Here is an 18,314-nt window from a genome sequence, read left to right on the forward strand (position 1 = left end):
TTGTCGGGCGGCCAGTGTTAACGCCGCGTAAGCAGTTGAGTCATTATAGTTAATTAAATGATATTGAAAATGATTATCAATGCCGTACTTTTTACATGGCTATTATGAGATGAAAATGTGAGCATTAGCGGAATAATCAGGCGAATTTTGCCAACACGCAGAGAAAACAGGCAACGACATAAAGGACACGGGAGACAAAGCAAGAGATAGTCTCTGGATTATCTCACGAGGAAATATTGCTATGTCTGTCAACATCGCCCTTTTCGGTATCGGCCTCGACACATACTGGCCCCAGTTTACTGGCCTGGAGTCACGACTTCAGGACTATCTGCAAACAATTGACGAGCGTCTGACGGCGCAACAAGCCACCGTAATTAACGGCGGCCTGATCGATAACGTCGACAAAGCCGACGCCCTTATCAGGCGGTTGCAGCAGCAGCCTGTCGATGCTGTCTGCCTGTACATCAGCACCTATGCCCTTAGCGCAACGGTACTGCCTTTGGTGCAAAGCATCAACAAGCCGGTCATTATTCTGGCCTTACAGCCAGAGCCTGGCCTGCCCTATTCGACAATCCGTCAAATCCCGGATCGGGGCGGGCGTACCGGAGAATGGCTGGCGCACTGCCAGGCCTGCAGCGCGCCCGAACTGGCAAACGTGTTTAACCGCGCGAATATCCGCTTTCAACTGATTGTGGGTGCATTACAGGGCGATGAGTACGTCTGGCAACAAACTGCGCAGTGGCTACAGGCCCTGAACGTACGCCAGATGCTGTCAAACTGTCAGGTCGGCGTACTCGGACACTATTATGACGGTATGGTGGACGTTTACAGCAATATGACGAATTTATCCGCCAGATTGGGCGTACGTTTTAAGCCGCTGGAAATGTGTGAGCTGGCGGAATATCGCGAGCAGGTCAGCGAGACGGACCTCTGCGCTAAACGGCAAGAGACGAACCGCGTGCTACAGGTGGAAGCAGCCTGTGAACCCGCTGAACTTGACCGCGCGCTCACCACGGCCTGCGCCATGGATAAACTTATTGCCCGGAATACCCTTGGCGCACTGGCCTATTACTACGAAGGTCGAAGCGGTAATGCTTACGAAAATATCATCACCTCAATCATCCTCGGTAACACGCTGCTCACCCACCGCGGTATTCCCGTGGCAGGAGAATATGAAATCAAAAACGTGCTGGCAATGAAGATCCAGCAGCTCCTGGGGGCCGGAGGTTCGTTCTCTGAACCCTATGGAATTGAATTTAATGACAATGTTGTACTGTGGGGGCATGACGGCCCGGCACATCCGCTGATGGCGGACGGCCCGGTTAACCTGGTACCGCTGCCGGTTTATCATGGTAAACCCGGTAAAGGTGTATCTATCCAGATGACCGTAAAACCCGGCCCGGTAACCTTTCTTTCGGTTGTTGAAGATGCCGAAAACGGCGTGCGTTTGCAGTATGCCGAAGGTGAAGCTGTGGCGGGTGAAGTACTGGATATCGGCAACACCAACAGCCGCTATCGTTTCCCTTTATCGGCTCGCGAATTCACAACGCAGTGGTGCCTGGGCGGTCCAGCCCACCATTGCAGCATTGGCCTTGGTCATCATGGCGACGTGCTGGATAAACTCGCCTGGCTGCTGGGCATTCAGGCAGTAAAAATCTGCTAACCCGCGACATTTCCGCCCTTCTCAAAAAAGAGGGGCGGAAGATCAATTTGTGATCAACATCCCTATCATCCCCTGAATTTTGCCAGCATTGCCAATCCTGCGGCAGCATGCTGAAGGTTAATTCATTGCTCACTCTTTAGACTTTCGATCATCAAAACGGGAGATTTTTATCCAGCCAGATCGATAATTTAAAAGGAAACAGAATGGGTAACGCAATTACGATGGGGATATTCTGGCATCTTATTGGTGCCGCAAGTGCCGCTTGTTTCTACGCCCCTTTTAAAAAGGTACAACACTGGACCTGGGAAACCATGTGGTCCATAGGCGGTTTTGTTTCATGGCTAATCCTTCCCTGGCTCGTCAGTTCGATCCTGCTACCGGACTTCTGGGCCTATTACCGTTCTTTCAGCGCTTCCACACTGCTGCCGATATTTTTATTTGGCGCGATGTGGGGGATCGGTAACATTAACTATGGTCTGACCATGCGCTACCTCGGCATGTCGATGGGAATCGGGATCGCCATCGGTATTACGCTGATTGTCGGCACCTTAATGACGCCTATCATTGCCGGTAAATTTGATGTGCTCGTCGGCACACCCGGTGGCCGTATGACCCTGTTCGGTGTGCTGGTCGCCCTGATCGGCGTAGCAATTGTCACCCGCGCCGGGCAGCTAAAAGAGCGCAAGATGGGCATCAAAGCGGAAGAGTTCAACCTGAAAAAAGGTCTGATACTGGCGGTGATGTGCGGCTTTTTCTCCGCCGGGATGTCCTTTGCAATGGATGCGGCAAAACCGATGCACGAAGCCGCTGCCGCACTCGGGATCGATCCGCTGTATGTTGCCCTGCCAAGCTACGTGGTGATCATGGGCGGCGGTGCGGTAATCAACCTCGGCTACTGCTTCATTCGTCTGGCAAAAATGAAAAACTTGTCGATAAAAGCCGACTTCTCGTTAGCAAAACCGCTGATTATCAGCAATATCCTGTTTTCGGCGCTCGCCGGGCTGATGTGGTATCTCCAGTTCTTCTTTTACGCCTGGGGCCATGCCAAAATTCCGGCGCAGTATGACTACATGAGCTGGATGCTGCACATGAGTTTCTACGTCCTGTGCGGCGGTATTGTAGGCCTGATTATGAAAGAGTGGAGCAATGCGGGCCGACATCCGGTCAGCGTGCTAAGCCTCGGCTGCGTGGTGATTATCGTCGCGGCCAATATTGTCGGTATGGGAATGGCAAGCTAATCGTTTTGATTACCGAGATGACGCCACTGGCTGGGCGTCATCCCGGTTTCCCGTGTGAACACCACCGAAAAATAGTTACTGTCCTCAAAGCCACAGCGCATAGAAATTTCACTGATCATCAACCGACTATGCTGAAGCAGATACTGAGCATGGCAAATTCGCACTTGCCGGAGGTACTGGTTGATAGTCATTCCTGTCTGGTTACGAAACTGCTGGCGCAAAACACGTTCGCTGCACTGCTCACGGTCGCAAAATTTGTCCAGTTCAAAGGCGTGTTCATGGCTCCCGGCCAGAGCGGTGATCAGTTTATCCAGCAGCGTTTCGCTTGATGTCGCCGGAAGCGTGTCCGTGGCATAACGATGCCGTTTCAGGATCATCACCAGTTGTCCAAATAACAGCTCTGCCAGGTCAAAAGCCTGCGGGTCGCGTTGATGGCTCTCATGCTCAAGCTGGCTAATGACCTGCCGGGCTTGAGTCATCCCGGCGCTGCCCAGTCGCCAGTGCGGCTGTCCCGCCGAGTCATTAAATCCTGGGATCGCGCTTTCCCAGCCCAGATTCAACGTCAGCCGTTCCGGGCAGTAGATAATATTCTGCAAAACGAGGTCGTTAACTGAGGTGTAGGAATGTTTATCTTCAGCACGAATATAAAACAGATCGCCACGGGTGATGCGGTACGGGCGATCGTTGAGAACATGCAGGCCATTGCCTCGCCAGACCATAACCAGTTCGCAAAACTCATGGGTGTGCTCAGCAAAGACGTTTTGCGGATAGCGATCGGCAACGGCGACCGCCTGCCGGGCATTGGCAAAAAAGTCTGACTTTAGAAGAATTAACCGCTCAGTCACCGTACCACCTCGATGCTTTGTTGCCTGATGGCGATACGCTTATCAGGCCGACACTGCGCCCTTGTAAGCCGGATAAGACGAAACTGTCATCCGGCGTTAAGGAACGTGATTATCTGAGAACTGGCGGCAAAAAACGTTGATAGCATTCGCGTTACTGGAGGCTGCTTCCCGCAGTGCGGTCACGTCCCTGGCGAATATCGCGTGGCGACCAGTCGAACTCCCGGCGAAACAGCGTCGAAAAGTGGTTACTGTCGCCAAAACCACAGCGATAAGCGATGTCCGTAACACTATCATCGCTGTGGCGTAATAAATGCCGGGCCTTAATGAGCCGCAGACGATTAAGATAGCGCTGTGGCGTCAATCCGGTTTGCTGTTTAAGCTGGCGGTGCATAGTGCGTAAAGAGAGCGAAAACTTTTCGGCTACCGCTTCCCAGCACACCTCATCGGCAAAGTGATCTTCCAGCCACGCCATCAGCTGATTAAGCCGCGCATCATTATCTGTAGCCACTTCCATCAGGCTACTTTTGCGTAACAACACCAGCAGTTGCATAAACAGGATCTCGCGATTTGCCGCCGACGGCGTGTCCATCTCATCACCGAGTTTTTCCATCTGCCCCACCAGCAAACGAACCTGTTGCAACACGCCCTGATTTACCCGCCAGTGGGACGGATACTGACCGTTCAGTTCCTGGGGCAAAAGCTGGTTCAGTCCGGCCAGAAACTGAAACGCATCCGGGGAACGATACAGAATATTTGTCAGACACAGGTTGTCAGTATGTTCATATAAGTGTCTGTCATGATCGCGGACAAAACAGACTGTTCCGCCGCTGATGGTGTAGGGCTGTCCGTTGAACACATGGATACCTGTCCCATGCTCAACCACCACAATTTCATGAAAATCATGGTGATGTTCAGGGAATGCTGACTGAGGAAGCCGCGGTTCAATCGTGAGGGTTGCTTTACCTGTCGGAAAAAAATCCACGCAATGCAGTACGGTCATGATGACATCCTTCCCGATCAAATGAACATGGCTGAATAGTAATTAAGGGTTACCAACCTCACCTTAAATTTTTGACGCCAAAGCGCGTAAACAGAGTTAATTCTTCAAGAAATAGTGGGAAAAAACGGGAATTGCGGAAGGGGTCACACCAGGCAAAATCACCTCCATTACCAGGAATTGTGAACACCATCACGTTCACCTTTGCCAGGCTGCCAGCCGCTTATTGAGGCTGTCACTAACAAGAAGGTACACCTTTCCGGGAGTTCTTAGACTGAGCGTAATAAAACTCAGAAGGACCTCGCTATGACTCTTCGCCATTGTGTCGCTGTCGATCTCGGCGCATCCAGTGGACGCGTAATGCTGGCGCGTTACGACAGTGAACACCGCACCCTGACGCTGCGTGAAATCCATCGCTTCGTTAACTGTCTGCAAAAAACAGACGGTTTCGACACCTGGGACATCGACAGCCTGGAAAACGACATTCGCCTTGGTCTGAAGAAAGTCTGCGATGAAGGCATTCGGATAGACAGCATCGGAATTGATACCTGGGGCGTGGATTACGTTCTGATCGGCAAAAACGGTCAGCGTGTCGGACTCCCCGTCTCTTATCGCGACAGCCGCACAACGGGCGTTATGGCACATGCCATGGCGCAGCTTGGCAAAAGCGAGATCTATCGCCGTAGCGGTATTCAGTTTCTCCCCTTCAACACCTTGTATCAGCTCCGAGCCCTGACAGAACAACAGCCAGAACGGGTCTCCCAGGTGGCCCATGCCTTGCTGATCCCCGATTACTTCAGCTATCGCCTGACCGGTGAACTGAACTGGGAATACACCAACGCCACAACCACCCAGTTAGTCAATATCAACACCGACGACTGGGATGACACTCTGCTGGCCTGGACCGGTGCAGCAAAATCCTGGTTCGGTCGTCCCACACATCCGGGGAACGTTATCGGCAACTGGATTTGCCCGCAGAAAAATCAAATCCCTGTGGTTGCCGTCGCCAGCCACGACACTGCCAGTGCGGTGATCGCGTCACCGCTGGCCGATCAAAACAGCGCGTATCTCTCTTCAGGCACCTGGTCACTGATGGGGTTTGAGAGCAGAACACCGTATACCAACGATACGGCGCTGGCAGCCAATATCACTAACGAAGGCGGCGCGGAAGGACGCTACCGCGTGCTGAAAAATATCATGGGGCTGTGGCTGCTCCAGCGCGTGTTAAAAGAACGGAACATCACCGACCTGACGGCGCTTATCGCCCAAACGCAAGCCTTACCGGCCTGCCGTTCCCTGATAAACCCTAACGACGACCGCTTTATCAATCCTGACGATATGTGCGCGGAAATTCAGGCGGCATGCCGCGAAGCAGGTCAGGCCGTTCCCACGCAAGACGCTGAACTGGCTCGCTGCATTTTCGACAGCCTGGCATTGCTGTACGCCGACGTCCTGCAGGAACTGGCGGACCTTCGGGGTGAGGCATTCAGCCAATTACATATTGTCGGTGGCGGCTGCCAGAACGCGTTACTCAACCAACTTTGCGCTGATGCTTGCGGTATCCGCGTCATGTCCGGGCCAATTGAAGCCTCTACCCTCGGCAATATTGGCGTTCAACTGATGACGCTGGACGAGCTGAACAACGTCGATGATTTCCGCCAGCTAGTGATAGCCAACTATGACCTGACGACCTTCATTCCAAATCCTGAAAGTGAAATTGCCCGCTACCAGGCGCAGTTTCAATCAATACGACAGACAAAGGAGCTTTGCGCATGACCACTCAACTTGAACAAGCCTGGGAACTGGCAAAACTACGTTTTGCAGCGGTAGGTATCGATGTCGAAGAGGCATTACGCCAGCTCGATCGCCTGCCAGTCTCTATGCACTGCTGGCAGGGCGATGATGTCGCTGGATTCGAAAACCCGGAAGGTTCGCTCACGGGCGGTATTCAGGCTACCGGCAACTATCCGGGCAAAGCGCGTAATGCCGTCGAACTACGTGCCGATCTGGAGCAGGCGCTGAGCCTGATCCCTGGTCCAAAACGTCTGAACCTGCATGCTATCTATCTGGAATCCGATACGCCAGTTGCCCGCGACCAAATCAAACCCGAACACTTTAAAAACTGGGTTGAATGGGCGAAAGCAAACCAGTTAGGCCTGGACTTCAACCCATCCTGTTTCTCTCACCCGCTGAGTGCCGACGGCTTCACGCTGGCACATGCTGACGACAGCATCCGTCAGTTCTGGATTGACCACTGCAAAGCCAGCCGCCGCATTTCGGCCTATTTCGGCGAGCAATTGGGAACACCATCGGTGATGAACATCTGGATCCCGGATGGCATGAAAGACATTACCGTCGACCGTTTGGCTCCGCGTCAGCGCCTGCTGGAAGCGCTGGATGATGTCATCAGCGAAAAACTCGATCCAGCGCATCACATCGATGCCGTGGAGAGCAAACTGTTTGGCATCGGCGCAGAAAGCTACACCGTCGGCTCCAACGAGTTCTACATGGGCTATGCCACCAGCCGCCAGACTGCGCTGTGCCTGGATGCGGGTCACTTCCACCCGACTGAAGTCATTTCCGACAAGATCTCCGCCGCCATGCTGTACGTACCTCGCCTGCTGCTGCACGTCAGCCGTCCGGTCCGTTGGGACAGCGACCACGTGGTGTTGCTGGATGATGAAACCCAGGCGATTGCCAGCGAGATCGTCCGCCACAACCTGTTCGACCGTGTACACATCGGTCTCGACTTCTTCGATGCCTCAATCAACCGCATCGCGGCCTGGGTTATTGGCACCCGCAATATGAAAAAAGCCCTGTTGCGTGCGCTGTTAGAGCCGACTGAACAGCTTCGTCAGCTCGAAGCCAGTGGTGACTACACCGCACGTCTGGCCCTGCTGGAAGAGCAGAAATCTCTGCCGTGGCAGGCGGTCTGGGAGATGTATTGCCAGCGTCATGACGCTCCGGCAGGCAGCCAGTGGCTGGACAGTGTCCGCGCCTATGAAAAAGAGATTCTGAGTAAACGTAAATAACCCTGATTGCCGGATGGCGCTGCGCTGATCCGGCCTACGGAAACGACATACATCGTAGGCCCGATAAGGCGTAATCCGCCATCGGGCAACAAAACAGACAGGAACACCAAACATGCAGAACATAACCACATCCTGGTTCGTTCAGGGAATGATCAAAGCCACTTCTGATGCCTGGCTGAAAGGCTGGGATGAGCGCAACGGAGGCAACCTGACGCTGCGCCTGGATGAAGCGGATATTGCGCCCTTTACCGCCGATTTCCACAAAGAACCACGTTATATCGCGCTGAGTCAGCCGATGCCGCTGCTGGCGAACACGCCTTTTATCGTCACCGGCTCCGGCAAATTCTTCCGCAACGTCCAGCTCGATCCGGCAGCAAATTTGGGCGTAGTGAAAATCGACAGCGACGGTGCGGGCTATCACATTCTTTGGGGGCTGACCCACGAAGCCGTTCCAACTTCCGAACTGCCAGCTCACTTTCTTTCCCACTGTGAGCGCATTAAAGCCACCCACGGTAAAGATCGGGTGATCATGCACTGCCACGCGACCAACCTGATTGCCCTGACCTACGTGCTGGAAAACACCACCGCGCTGATCACCCGCAAACTGTGGGAAGGCAGCACCGAGTGCCTGGTAGTGTTCCCGGATGGCGTCGGCATTCTGCCGTGGATGGTGCCTGGCACCGATGAAATCGGGCAGGCCACCGCGCAGGAAATGCAAAAGCACTCACTGGTACTGTGGCCGTTCCACGGCGTGTTCGGCAGCGGCCCTACACTCGACGAAGCGTTCGGTTTGATAGATACCGCAGAGAAATCTGCTGAAGTTTTAGTCAAAATTTATTCGATGGGCGGTATGAAGCAAACCATCACGCGTGAAGAGCTGATTGCTCTCGGCAAACGTTTCGGCGTCACCCCGCTTGCCAGCGCATTAGAGCTGTACTGATACCTCCCACCGTAGGCCTGATAAGGCGCGCCAGCGTCGTCATCAGGTAATAACACAATGCCGGATGGCAGTTCGCTTTATCCGGCCTACAGGACATTACTTTTAAGGAGAATATTCATGAGCTTTATGTTGGCACTTCCTAAAATCAGTCTTCACGGCGCAGGGGCAATTGGCGACATGGTTAATCTGGTCGCTAACAAGCAATGGGGTAAAGCGCTGATCGTTACCGATGGTCAACTGGTCAAGCTTGGCCTGCTGGATAGCCTGTTTGCCGCGCTTGATACGCATAAAATGTCGTATCACTTGTTCGACGAGGTGTTCCCTAACCCAACAGAAGAACTGGTGCAGAAAGGCTTTGCGGCGTATCAGGACGCACAGTGTGATTACATTATCGCTTTCGGCGGCGGCAGCCCAATCGATACCGCCAAAGCGGTGAAAATTCTGACCGCAAACCCTGGTCCGTCTACCGCGTATTCCGGGGTGGGCAAAGTGAAAAATGCGGGCGTACCGCTGGTCGCAATTAACACCACCGCAGGCACAGCGGCAGAAATGACCAGTAATGCGGTGATCATCGATTCCGCGCGCAAGGTCAAAGAGGTCATTATCGATCCGAACATTATTCCTGATATCGCCGTGGATGACGCCAGCGTCATGCTGGAAATTCCGGCCTCGGTCACCGCGGCCACCGGTATGGACGCCCTGACTCATGCGATTGAAGCCTATGTTTCCATCGGTGCGCATCCACTGACCGACGCCAACGCGCTGGAAGCCATTCGCCTGATCAACCTGTGGCTGCCAAAAGCGGTTGACGATGGTCATAACCTCGAAGCGCGTGAACAAATGGCGTTTGGCCAGTACCTGGCGGGCATGGCGTTCAACAGCGCCGGCCTCGGGCTGGTGCATGCGCTGGCACATCAGCCGGGCGCAACGCATAACCTGCCGCACGGCGTTTGCAACGCCATCCTGCTGCCCGTTATCGAAAACTTTAACCGCCCGAACGCCGTGGCTCGCTTTGCTCGCGTAGCGCAGGCAATGGATGTCGATACCCGAGTGATGAGCGATGAGACCGCAAGCATGGAAGCCATCAACGCTATCCGCGCGTTAAGCAAACGTGTCGGTATTCCTGCCGGGTTTAGTTCGCTTGGCGTCACCAAAGAGGATATCGAAGGCTGGCTGGACAAAGCTCTGGCCGATCCGTGTGCACCATGTAATCCGCGCACCGCCAGCCGCGACGAAGTCCGCGAGCTGTATCTGGAGGCGTTATGATCCGCAAAGCCTTTGTGATGCAGGTGAATGCTGATGCACATGAAGAGTATCAGCGTCGTCATAATCCCATCTGGCCGGAACTGGAAGCCGTACTGAAAGCCCACGGCGCACATCACTATGCCATTTATCTCGACCAGGAACGCAATTTACTGTTCGCCACCGTTGAGATTGAGTCCGAAGAGCGCTGGAATGCGGTAGCCAGTACCGACGTTTGTCAGCGCTGGTGGAAGCATATGCGTGACGTAATGCCTGCCAATCCGGACAACAGCCCGGTAAGTGCAGAGCTAAAAGAAGTGTTTTACCTGGAGTGATGTGTACATCGGATAGTGCTTGCGCTTGACCGGCCTACGGCGAATACAGTCCACAGGCCGGATAAGGGTGCAAGCACCATCATCCGGCACAACGTCATTTTGAGATCAGTTCTGCTCTGCCACCAGAATTGCCTGCGTGTCAGGCTCCAGCGCTTTAAAGATATGTTCCTGATCAGCGGGGTAACAAATGTAATCCCCTTCTGCCAACTCCTCGGGGGCTTCGGTCAGTCCCACCAGCGCCTTGCCCTGCGTCACAATAATGTGCTCGACCGATCCCGGCGGATGCGGGTGAGAAATACGATCTGCTCCCGGTTGTGTCAGCAGCAAATAGATATCCCTTCTTGCACCCGGTGGACAAGCTGCCAGTAAAATCGCCTGATAATGAGCCTGCTCAGCCACCACTTTTGTCCCTTCACCGCGACGTATCACCTGGGTTTTTTGCTCCAAAGGCTCCAGCAGCCGTGCGAAGGGAATATCCAGCGCCACACACAGCGACCACAGCGTTTCCAGGCTAGGATTTCCATTGCCCGCTTCCAGTTGCGAAAGCGTGGATTTTGCAATCCCCGCGCGTCGTGCAATCTCTGCCAGTGACAGACCGGTACGCTGACGTTCGCGCACCAGGCTTTTCGCAATCATACTGATGGGTTGGGTCATACATGACTCCATGTTTTTTATATCGAACGAATCGTTCGACTTGTAAAGCAAATCTGTTGCGTTCATTATAATGGAAATTCGTTCGATATAGCCAAAACAGTATGAAACATTATTTTTCCAGTCTTAAAGGCGACACGATAAAAGCGATACTTTTAGTGTGTCTGGCGGTCGGTGTGGTAGGGATGTCTTACGGCTCACTGGCAATGGCTTACGGATTTCCACTTTGGGTACCGTTTGTACTCTCCATTACTGTGCTGGCTGGCGCATCCGAATTTATGTTTATCGGCATTGTCGCCAGCGGGGGTAACCCGCTGGCCGCAGCGGCAGCCGGGCTGCTGGTTAACGCCCGTCACGTCCCGTTTGGCGTTACGGTGCGCGACCTGGTTGGAACACGTGCCGCCACTTTCCTCGGCTGCCATATCATGAACGATGAAAGCGTGGTGTTTGGCCTGTCGCAAAAAACACCGGAGCAGCGTAAAGCGGCCTACTGGCTGTGCGGTTTGGGCGTCGCCATTATCTGGCCATTGGGCACGCTGCTTGGGGCGATGGTTGGCAAGCTATTGCCAGCACCAGAAACCATCGGTCTGGACGCCGTATTTCCCGCCATTCTGCTGGCCTTAGTTGTTCCGGCATTTAAAAACCGTACCACACTGGTCCGCGCCTGTAGCGGTGCTGCGCTGTCGCTCGCCGCCGTACCTTTTGCCCCGGTGGGACTGCCGGTGTTGTTCTCACTGTTTGGCCTACTGACGAGGAAAAAATAATGGGCAACATGACGCTGTTTATCGTCGGTATCGCTATCCTGTCTCTGGGAACGTATCTAATGCGTTTAGGGGGAGCAAAACTGGGTAGCCGCCTGGCGTTCTCCGAGCGTTCCCAGGCGCTGCTTTCAGATGCTGCAACGGTATTACTGTTCTCCGTCGCACTGGCAACCACCTTTTATGAAGGCGAACATTTTGCCGGTATGGCGCGCCTGCTGGGTGTTGGCTTCGCCGTATTTCTCGCCTGGCGTAAGATGCCACTAATTGTGGTGATTATTGCCGCGGCGGTCGTGACAGCACTGTTGAGAATGGCAGGAATAAATTGATTCCCCCTTTAACCTGATGACGACAAATTCATCAGGTTAATTTTCCATATGATTATGTGTAGCACCCCGCAAAAACAGTACCCGACTCAGCGGTGTATTGTCACATTTCCCCGACATATTGCCTCTCATCTCTTCACCGTCCCACCGTTAAAATCAAATCAAACAGGTTTTAATGGAGTCTTACCATGGCAGCCCTCACCGCAAACTGTCTTGATCTGAATATTCAGGGCAATAGCGTTTATTCCATTCTAAAGCAGTTCGCAAATATGGCATTTAAGAACGGCTATATCACCGATCGCCCCCTGTTCCTGCAAACGCTGCTGCTACGAGAAAAATTGCATTCCACCGGATTTGGATCGGGTATCGCTGTTCCCCACGGCAAAAGCACCTGCGTGAAGCAGCCCTTCGTTCTGTTTGCGCGTAAATCCGAAAGCGTGGACTGGAAAGCCAGCGACAGTGAGGACGTCAACTGCTGGATATGCCTCGGTGTACCGCAAACCGGCGAAGACTCTCAGGTCCAAATCATCGGCACCCTGTGCCGAAAAATTATCCATCAGGATTTCATCAACCAACTGAAACAGGGCAACGCTGAACAGGTTCTTGCCTTGCTAAATCAGACCTTAACTTCATAAGGAAGCGGCTATGGAGTCATCCTTACGTTTAGTGGCGATCACCAACTGTCCTGCGGGAATCGCCCACACCTACATGGTGGCAGAAGCGCTGGAACAGAAAGCGCAGTCACTTGGCCATACGATTAAAGTCGAAACTCAAGGTTCAAGCGGCGTCGAAAACCGCCTGACCAGCGAAGAAATAGCCGCTGCGGACTACGTGATTCTGGCAACGGGACGCGGATTAAGCGCCGAAGATCGGGTTCGGTTCTCCGGGAAGAAAGTGTATGAGATCGCTATTTCCCAGGCGCTGAAAAATATCGATCAGATATTCACGCAACTTCCTTCACATTCGCAGCTGTTTACAACAGATAGCGGCATGAAATTAGGTAAACAGGATGTTCAGCAAGGCAGTGTGATGAGTCATCTGATGGCGGGAGTTTCCGCCGCGCTGCCGTTTGTTATTGGCGGCGGTATTCTGGTTGCGCTCGCCAATATGCTGGTGCAGCTCGGTTTACCGTATACCGATATGTCGAAAGGTGCGCCGTCGTTTACCTGGGTAGTCGAGTCTATCGGCTATCTCGGCTTCACCTTTATGATCCCGATTATGGGCGCATACATCGCATGGTCGATTGCTGATAAACCCGCTTTCGCTCCGGCATTTCTGGTTTGCTATCTGGCGAACGATAAAGGATTGCTGGGCACCCAGTCTGGTGCGGGTTTTCTCGGCGCGGTGGTGCTGGGACTGGCGGTCGGCTATTTCGTGCTGTGGTTTCGCAAAGTACGCCTCGGCAAAGCGCTCCAGCCGCTGCTCGGCTCAATGTTGATCCCATTCGTGACTCTGCTGGTGTTTGGGGTATTGACCTGGTATGTCATTGGCCCGGTGATGTCCGACATCATGAGCGGATTACTGCACTTCCTGAACACTATTCCCCCATCAATGAAAATGGGTGCAGCCTTTCTTGTCGGAGCGATGCTGGCATTCGACATGGGCGGACCAATCAACAAAACTGCATGGTTCTTCTGCTTCTCACTCCTGGAAAAACAGATCTACGACTGGTACGCCATCGTCGGTGTAGTGGCACTGATGCCCCCCGTCGCAGCGGGTATCGCTACATATCTGGCGCCTAAACTGTTTACTCAACAGGAGAAGGCCGCCGCCAGTAGTGCGATTGTGGTAGGCGCAACGGTTGCGACTGAACCCGCAATCCCTTACGCGCTGGCCGCACCGTTACCGATGATCACTGCCAATACGCTCTCTGGCGGTATTACTGGCATGCTGGTAATCGCCTTCGGAATCAAACGGCTGGCGCCGGGATTAGGTATCTTTGATCCGCTGATCGGCCTGATGTCGCCGGTTGGGTCGTTTTATCTGGTGCTGGCAATCGGTCTGGCACTGAACATTGCGTTAATCATCATCCTTAAAGGACTGTGGCTCAAACGGAAAGCTAAGGCCGCGCAGCAGGAGCTTGCACATGAACAATGAATTACTTCAGCAGTTATGCGAGGCCAGTGCCGTCAGCGGCGATGAGCAGGAAGTGCGCACCATCCTCATCAATTCGCTAGAGTCCTGCGTGGATGAAATTACCTTTGACGGTCTGGGTAGTTTTGTCGCCCGCAAAGGACATCGGGGACCGAAAGTTGCAATCGTCGGCCATATGGATGAAGTCGGTTTTATGGTGACGCATATCGACGCTAGCGGTTTTCTGCGTTTTACCACTATTGGTGGCTGGTGGAACCAGTCGATGCTCAACCATCGGGTAACCATTCGCACCCGCGAAGGATGTAAAATTCCTGGCCTCATTGGCTCCGTAGCGCCCCATGCTTTAACGGAAAAGCAGAAACAACAACCACTGAACTTTGACGAAATGTTCATTGATATTGGTGCGAAAAGTCGTGAGCAGGTGGAAAAACAGGGCATCGCCGTCGGTGATTTCATCAGCCCGGAGGCGAATTTCGCTCGTTGGGGTGAAGATAAAATAGTGGGTAAAGCGCTGGATAATCGCGTCGGTTGCGCTCTGATGGCGGAGCTGTTGCAGACGGTGGATAACCCTGAAATTACCCTGTACGGCGTCGGCAGCGTGGAGGAAGAAGTTGGGCTGCGCGGAGCGCAAACCTCAGCCGAGCACATTAAACCTGACGTGGTGATCGTGCTCGATACCGCCGTCGCGGGCGACGTGCCGGGAATCGACAGCATCAAATACCCGCTGAAACTGGGTGATGGGCCAGGCCTGATGCTGTTTGATAAACGCTATTTCCCTAACCAGAAGTTGGTCGCCGCGTTAAAAGAGAGCGCGGAAAGCAGTGGTGCCCCGTTGCAATTTTGCACCATGAAAACCGGCGCAACGGACGGCGGTCGCTACAACGTGATGGGCGGCGGTCGCCCCGTCGCGGCATTGTGCCTGCCCACCCGCTATCTGCACGCCAACAGCGGCATGATTTCTGCAACAGACTATGACGCCCTGTTTACGCTGGTGCGAGAACTGTTGTGTTCACTGACTGCAGAGAAGGTCGAAGAGTTTACCCACTTTCGCCAGGATATCGATACACGAACTCGTTCGGGTTACATCAAAGCGGCAAATGAATGAATCCACAGGAGCGTACAGGTAGTACGTAACCGGGGTGAATGAATACGGCCAACGCAGAAGCAGCCTGAAAGAGGAAATGTATATGTTGAACGACCGCCAGTTAAAGATCGTGGACATTCTGGAACAGCAGGCCAGCCCGCTTAGCGAGCTGGCACGACAAACTGGCGTTTCGGGCAGAACCATCCTGCGTGATATTGATTACCTTAATTTTACTCTGAGCGGCAAAGCGCGTATCCAGCCAGGTGGCAGCGCGGGATATCAGTTGGATATTGTTGACAGACGTAGCTACTTCCAGCTTCTGCAACGACATGATAATGATGACCGGTTGCTGGCGTTTCTATTACTGAACACCTTCACGACCCGCCTGCAGCTGGCGTCTGCGTTAAACTTACCCGAGACCTGGGTGGCCGACAGATTACCGCGCCTGAAGCAACGCTATGAGCGCACATTTAGCATTTCCAGCCGTCCGGGCGTGGGGCACTTCATTGATGAGCCGGAAGAAAAACGTATTATTCTGCTGGCGAACTTGTTCAAAAAAGACATGTTCCTGATCCCGCTACCAGGCCTCACACATGACAATATTGAACGGCTCAACGTTGCATGTGAAGGCCTCGATGAACTCCCCCTGATATCAGGTGAATACCTCGCCAGCCTGGTACTGGCGGTCTATGCCTTGCGCAATCAGCTCACCGCCTGCTGGCCCGAATGTCGGCATACGTCGCTGAAAAATACCGTGGAACAGAGTGGGATCTACCTGGGAGATAACGCATTCAGAACGCTGAGTGGGTTGCTGGAAATGCAGCAACAGCAAGCCGCGGCGATAACCCCCGGTGCTATAATTTCAGTGCTACAAAAGTTACCGGGCACCACCTCACTCAACATTATCGATAGCCAGTTGGTTGATAACATCACCGGACACTTACTGAGATGTGTTGCAGCACCTGTCTGGATACCTGAACATCGCCAGAGCAGCATGAACAATCTAAAAGCAGTCTGGCCAGCCGCCTTCGATATGAGTTTGCGTTTTATTGCCCTGCTGCGTGAGCAGTTAAATACTCCACTTTTTGATAGTGATCTGACCGGGCTGTATTTTGCCTGCGCACTGGAACGGCATCAAAATGAGCGTCAGCCCATTATGTTGTTATCTGACCAAAATGCGATTGCCACGATTAACCAGCAAGCCATTGAACGGGATGTATTAAATTGCCGGGTAATCATTGCGCGTACGCCTGGCGAACTGAATGCAATTTTCCAGGAAGTAAAACCGTTACTGATCATCAATAACAGCCATTATTTACTTGATGATTCAGTAAAAAATGTCATCACCATTAAAAGCATCATTACCTCGGCAGGAACAGAGCAGATCAAAAACTTTCTTGCCACGGCCTTTATTCGCCAGCAGCCGGAGCGTTTTTTTTCAGCGGCGGGTAGCTTTCATTATCCGAATACACCGGACGAAAGCTGGCGGAGCATTATTGTGAAAATTTGCGCACAGCTCGTGACGCAAGAACATATGACTGATGATGAAGCGCGGCATATCTGCGCTCGTGAGAGCGAAGGTGAAAATCTGATTGTCAACCGGCTGGCGATCCCCCATTGCTGGAGTGAGCAGGAACGCCGCTTTCGCGGTTTTTTTATTACTCTCACCCATTCGGTGCAGGTTAACAACGAACCGGTCAGCCATGTCCTTATCGCATGTGCCGCCGCCGACGCACGGCATGAATTAAAAATCTTCAGTTATCTGGCCAGCGTGCTGTACCGCCATCCAGCCGAAGACATTATCGAATTAACTGGCTATGAAGCATTTATCTCGCTACTAAAAGAGTAACCACAGAAATGAAAAAAGCGCCCTGAGGCGCTCTTTCAACAATGGTCTGCAATATTATTTCAGCAGTTCAGCGGTCATATGCACGCGGTTACCGGTGTATGCCTGAGTAATTTTATAATCGCTGGCACCTGCACGTTCAGCCTGTGCAGCGATTTTTGCTTCAGCGCTGTCCAGTGTAGAACCGGTTGCAGTAACTGATTGAGCAGCGAAAGAACCGAATGAAGTAGCGAGAGCGATAACTGCGACAAAAGTTTTGATGCTTTTCATGATATAAACCCTTTAACTTAGTTGTTTGAATAAGGCACCGTGCCTTGATGTGATAAATAATAGCCCTCACATCACACAACTAAAAGCGGAAGGATTTGCCAGTCTTGTTCAATTTTTTTGAATTTATATCATTCAGCAATCAGACGCTGTGGGTGCGTATAAATTGTCGCCCTACCCGGTTTGCAAAAACCCACCAGCGTCAGGTTACAACGTTCGGCAACTTCAACGGCGAGCGTCGTAGCCGCAGAAACAGCGAACAGGATCTCAACACCACACATCGCTGACTTCTGCACCATCTCATAGCTGGCACGACTGGAAACTAATACCGCCCCCTGCTGCCAACTTTCCCCTTCGATTGCGCGCCGCCCCAGTAATTTATCCAGTGCAACATGGCGGCCAACATCTTCATGCCCGCCCGCCAGAATCCCCGACGGCTGTACCCAGGCCGCCGCATGCGTGCAGCCAGTACGTTGACCTACGGGCTGGAAATCATTCAGATGCGTTAATGCGCGATCGAGGTCCGCCAGATCAAATGTCTGCGTAAACGGCAGAGGCTGGACCGGCTTACCAATGTCATTGAGTTGTTCCACGCCGCAAACGCCGCAGCCAGTGCGACCTGCCAGTGCGCGACGACGCTCCTTCAACCCCATAAAACGGCGGCTGGAGAGTTCAACCTGCACCTCAAGTCCGTTACAGGAAGGAACCACTTCCATCCCGAAGATATCCTGTGGGCTCTCAATAATGCCTTCAGAAAGCGAAAAGCCCAGCGCGAAATGCTCAAGATCTTTCGGTGATGCCATCATCACCACGTGTGAAATCCCGTTGTAAACCAGCGCAACAGGCACTTCTTCAGCCACCTCATCCGGCTGAGGATGTTGCAAATCCTCACGTTTCCAGAGGGTCAACTGACGTGATCCCGTAACAGTCGTCACATTTTGGTTGTTTTCTTGAATAATCTTATTCACTTTCTTTTAACCATATTGGAACACACAT

Annotated in this window: 18 protein-coding genes; 13 read left to right on the forward strand and 5 right to left on the reverse strand. The window is 52.9% G+C overall.

Annotated elements, in window-relative coordinates; genetic code table 11:
- The first annotated feature begins 241 nt into the window (after nucleotides 1–241).
- Both OGY01_RS17730 and rhaT read left to right on the forward strand, forming a co-directional pair.
- Nucleotides 242–1,663, forward strand: coding sequence for an L-fucose/L-arabinose isomerase family protein (locus tag OGY01_RS17730; protein ID WP_200012967.1), 1,422 nt, complete (start codon nucleotides 242–244; stop codon nucleotides 1,661–1,663).
- A gap of 203 nt (nucleotides 1,664–1,866) precedes the next feature.
- Nucleotides 1,867–2,901: an L-rhamnose/proton symporter RhaT gene (rhaT, locus tag OGY01_RS17735; protein WP_045449272.1), complete on the forward strand. Its 1,035-nt coding sequence runs from the start codon at nucleotides 1,867–1,869 to the stop codon at nucleotides 2,899–2,901.
- Here the strand turns inward: rhaT and rhaR are convergent.
- Entirely contained in the window at nucleotides 2,898–3,746 is an 849-nt protein-coding gene (gene rhaR, locus OGY01_RS17740; protein WP_045449271.1) for an HTH-type transcriptional activator RhaR, read from the reverse strand. The two genes, rhaT and rhaR, sit on opposite strands and share 4 nt — an antisense overlap.
- Nucleotides 3,747–3,897: 151 nt before the next feature.
- Nucleotides 3,898–4,746, reverse strand: a complete 849-nt coding sequence (gene rhaS, locus OGY01_RS17745; RefSeq protein WP_045449270.1) for an HTH-type transcriptional activator RhaS — start codon at nucleotides 4,744–4,746, stop codon at nucleotides 3,898–3,900.
- A gap of 303 nt (nucleotides 4,747–5,049) precedes the next feature.
- Between rhaS and rhaB the strand changes: the two genes are divergently transcribed.
- From rhaB to rhaM, 5 genes are all read left to right on the forward strand, one after another.
- Nucleotides 5,050–6,519 carry a rhamnulokinase gene (gene rhaB, locus OGY01_RS17750; RefSeq protein ID WP_045449269.1) on the forward strand — a complete coding sequence of 490 codons (1,470 nt, stop codon included), beginning with the start codon at nucleotides 5,050–5,052 and terminating at the stop codon, nucleotides 6,517–6,519.
- Nucleotides 6,516–7,775: an L-rhamnose isomerase gene (gene rhaA / locus OGY01_RS17755; protein WP_200012965.1), complete on the forward strand. Its 1,260-nt coding sequence runs from the start codon at nucleotides 6,516–6,518 to the stop codon at nucleotides 7,773–7,775. Before rhaB ends, rhaA begins: the two co-directional genes overlap by 4 nt.
- A 112-nt stretch (nucleotides 7,776–7,887) precedes the next feature.
- On the forward strand, nucleotides 7,888–8,715 hold the full coding sequence (gene rhaD, locus OGY01_RS17760) for a rhamnulose-1-phosphate aldolase (protein WP_045449266.1): 828 nt from the start codon (nucleotides 7,888–7,890) through the stop codon (nucleotides 8,713–8,715).
- 117 nt (nucleotides 8,716–8,832) lie between these two features.
- Nucleotides 8,833–9,981, forward strand: a complete 1,149-nt coding sequence (gene fucO, locus OGY01_RS17765; protein WP_286493458.1) for a lactaldehyde reductase — start codon at nucleotides 8,833–8,835, stop codon at nucleotides 9,979–9,981.
- A complete protein-coding gene (rhaM, locus tag OGY01_RS17770; protein ID WP_045449257.1) occupies nucleotides 9,978–10,292 on the forward strand; it encodes an L-rhamnose mutarotase in 315 nt (104 codons plus the stop codon). The genes fucO and rhaM overlap by 4 nt, the downstream gene beginning before the upstream one ends.
- A gap of 105 nt (nucleotides 10,293–10,397) precedes the next feature.
- Here rhaM and OGY01_RS17775 read toward each other — a convergent pair whose 3' ends face one another.
- Nucleotides 10,398–10,946: a helix-turn-helix domain-containing protein gene (locus OGY01_RS17775; protein WP_045449256.1), complete on the reverse strand. Its 549-nt coding sequence runs from the start codon at nucleotides 10,944–10,946 to the stop codon at nucleotides 10,398–10,400.
- A 101-nt stretch (nucleotides 10,947–11,047) separates the two neighbouring features.
- On the opposite strand from OGY01_RS17775, the gene OGY01_RS17780 reads away from it, so the two are divergent.
- From OGY01_RS17780 to OGY01_RS17805, 6 genes are all read left to right on the forward strand, one after another.
- Nucleotides 11,048–11,707: an AzlC family ABC transporter permease gene (locus tag OGY01_RS17780; protein WP_286493460.1), complete on the forward strand. Its 660-nt coding sequence runs from the start codon at nucleotides 11,048–11,050 to the stop codon at nucleotides 11,705–11,707.
- Nucleotides 11,707–12,030 (forward strand): AzlD domain-containing protein, encoded by a 324-nt coding sequence (locus tag OGY01_RS17785; protein ID WP_045449252.1) that lies wholly within the window; start codon nucleotides 11,707–11,709, stop codon nucleotides 12,028–12,030. Before OGY01_RS17780 ends, OGY01_RS17785 begins: the two co-directional genes overlap by 1 nt.
- 185 nt (nucleotides 12,031–12,215) lie before the next feature.
- Nucleotides 12,216–12,662, forward strand: a complete 447-nt coding sequence (locus OGY01_RS17790; RefSeq protein WP_045449250.1) for a PTS fructose transporter subunit IIA — start codon at nucleotides 12,216–12,218, stop codon at nucleotides 12,660–12,662.
- 10 nt (nucleotides 12,663–12,672) lie between these two features.
- Nucleotides 12,673–14,124, forward strand: coding sequence for a PTS fructose-like transporter subunit IIBC (locus tag OGY01_RS17795; protein WP_045449249.1), 1,452 nt, complete (start codon nucleotides 12,673–12,675; stop codon nucleotides 14,122–14,124).
- Nucleotides 14,114–15,226 (forward strand): aminopeptidase, encoded by a 1,113-nt coding sequence (locus OGY01_RS17800; protein ID WP_200012960.1) that lies wholly within the window; start codon nucleotides 14,114–14,116, stop codon nucleotides 15,224–15,226. Before OGY01_RS17795 ends, OGY01_RS17800 begins: the two co-directional genes overlap by 11 nt.
- A gap of 82 nt (nucleotides 15,227–15,308) precedes the next feature.
- A complete protein-coding gene (locus tag OGY01_RS17805) occupies nucleotides 15,309–17,054 on the forward strand; it encodes a putative frv operon regulatory protein (RefSeq protein WP_045449245.1) in 1,746 nt (581 codons plus the stop codon).
- Between the two features lie 54 nt (nucleotides 17,055–17,108).
- On the opposite strand, the gene OGY01_RS17810 is transcribed toward OGY01_RS17805, so the two are convergent.
- Both OGY01_RS17810 and fdhD read right to left on the reverse strand, forming a co-directional pair.
- Nucleotides 17,109–17,321: a YdgH/BhsA/McbA-like domain containing protein gene (locus OGY01_RS17810; RefSeq protein ID WP_045449244.1), complete on the reverse strand. Its 213-nt coding sequence runs from the start codon at nucleotides 17,319–17,321 to the stop codon at nucleotides 17,109–17,111.
- A gap of 128 nt (nucleotides 17,322–17,449) precedes the next feature.
- On the reverse strand, nucleotides 17,450–18,286 hold the full coding sequence (gene fdhD / locus OGY01_RS17815) for a formate dehydrogenase accessory sulfurtransferase FdhD (protein WP_045449242.1): 837 nt from the start codon (nucleotides 18,284–18,286) through the stop codon (nucleotides 17,450–17,452).
- Between the last annotated feature and the right edge of the window lie 28 nt (nucleotides 18,287–18,314).

This window comes from Citrobacter sp. Cm038, from assembly GCF_030333105.1.
Lineage (GTDB): Bacteria > Pseudomonadota > Gammaproteobacteria > Enterobacterales > Enterobacteriaceae > Citrobacter > Citrobacter murliniae.

Excerpts from the sequence above, each read along its gene's own strand:
- OGY01_RS17730 (WP_200012967.1), top strand. The coding sequence starts at position 242 with ATGTCTGTCAACATCGCCCTTTTCGGTATCGGCCTCGACACATACTGG.
- rhaT (WP_045449272.1), top strand. The coding sequence starts at position 1,867 with ATGGGTAACGCAATTACGATGGGGATATTCTGGCATCTTATTGGTGCC.
- rhaS (WP_045449270.1), bottom strand. The coding sequence starts at position 4,746 with ATGACCGTACTGCATTGCGTGGATTTTTTTCCGACAGGTAAAGCAACC.
- rhaB (WP_045449269.1), top strand. The coding sequence starts at position 5,050 with ATGACTCTTCGCCATTGTGTCGCTGTCGATCTCGGCGCATCCAGTGGA.
- rhaA (WP_200012965.1), top strand. The coding sequence starts at position 6,516 with ATGACCACTCAACTTGAACAAGCCTGGGAACTGGCAAAACTACGTTTT.
- rhaD (WP_045449266.1), top strand. The coding sequence starts at position 7,888 with ATGCAGAACATAACCACATCCTGGTTCGTTCAGGGAATGATCAAAGCC.
- fucO (WP_286493458.1), top strand. The coding sequence starts at position 8,833 with ATGAGCTTTATGTTGGCACTTCCTAAAATCAGTCTTCACGGCGCAGGG.
- rhaM (WP_045449257.1), top strand. The coding sequence starts at position 9,978 with ATGATCCGCAAAGCCTTTGTGATGCAGGTGAATGCTGATGCACATGAA.
- OGY01_RS17775 (WP_045449256.1), bottom strand. The coding sequence starts at position 10,946 with ATGACCCAACCCATCAGTATGATTGCGAAAAGCCTGGTGCGCGAACGT.
- OGY01_RS17780 (WP_286493460.1), top strand. The coding sequence starts at position 11,048 with ATGAAACATTATTTTTCCAGTCTTAAAGGCGACACGATAAAAGCGATA.
- OGY01_RS17785 (WP_045449252.1), top strand. The coding sequence starts at position 11,707 with ATGGGCAACATGACGCTGTTTATCGTCGGTATCGCTATCCTGTCTCTG.
- OGY01_RS17790 (WP_045449250.1), top strand. The coding sequence starts at position 12,216 with ATGGCAGCCCTCACCGCAAACTGTCTTGATCTGAATATTCAGGGCAAT.
- OGY01_RS17795 (WP_045449249.1), top strand. The coding sequence starts at position 12,673 with ATGGAGTCATCCTTACGTTTAGTGGCGATCACCAACTGTCCTGCGGGA.
- OGY01_RS17800 (WP_200012960.1), top strand. The coding sequence starts at position 14,114 with ATGAACAATGAATTACTTCAGCAGTTATGCGAGGCCAGTGCCGTCAGC.
- OGY01_RS17805 (WP_045449245.1), top strand. The coding sequence starts at position 15,309 with ATGTTGAACGACCGCCAGTTAAAGATCGTGGACATTCTGGAACAGCAG.
- OGY01_RS17810 (WP_045449244.1), bottom strand. The coding sequence starts at position 17,321 with ATGAAAAGCATCAAAACTTTTGTCGCAGTTATCGCTCTCGCTACTTCA.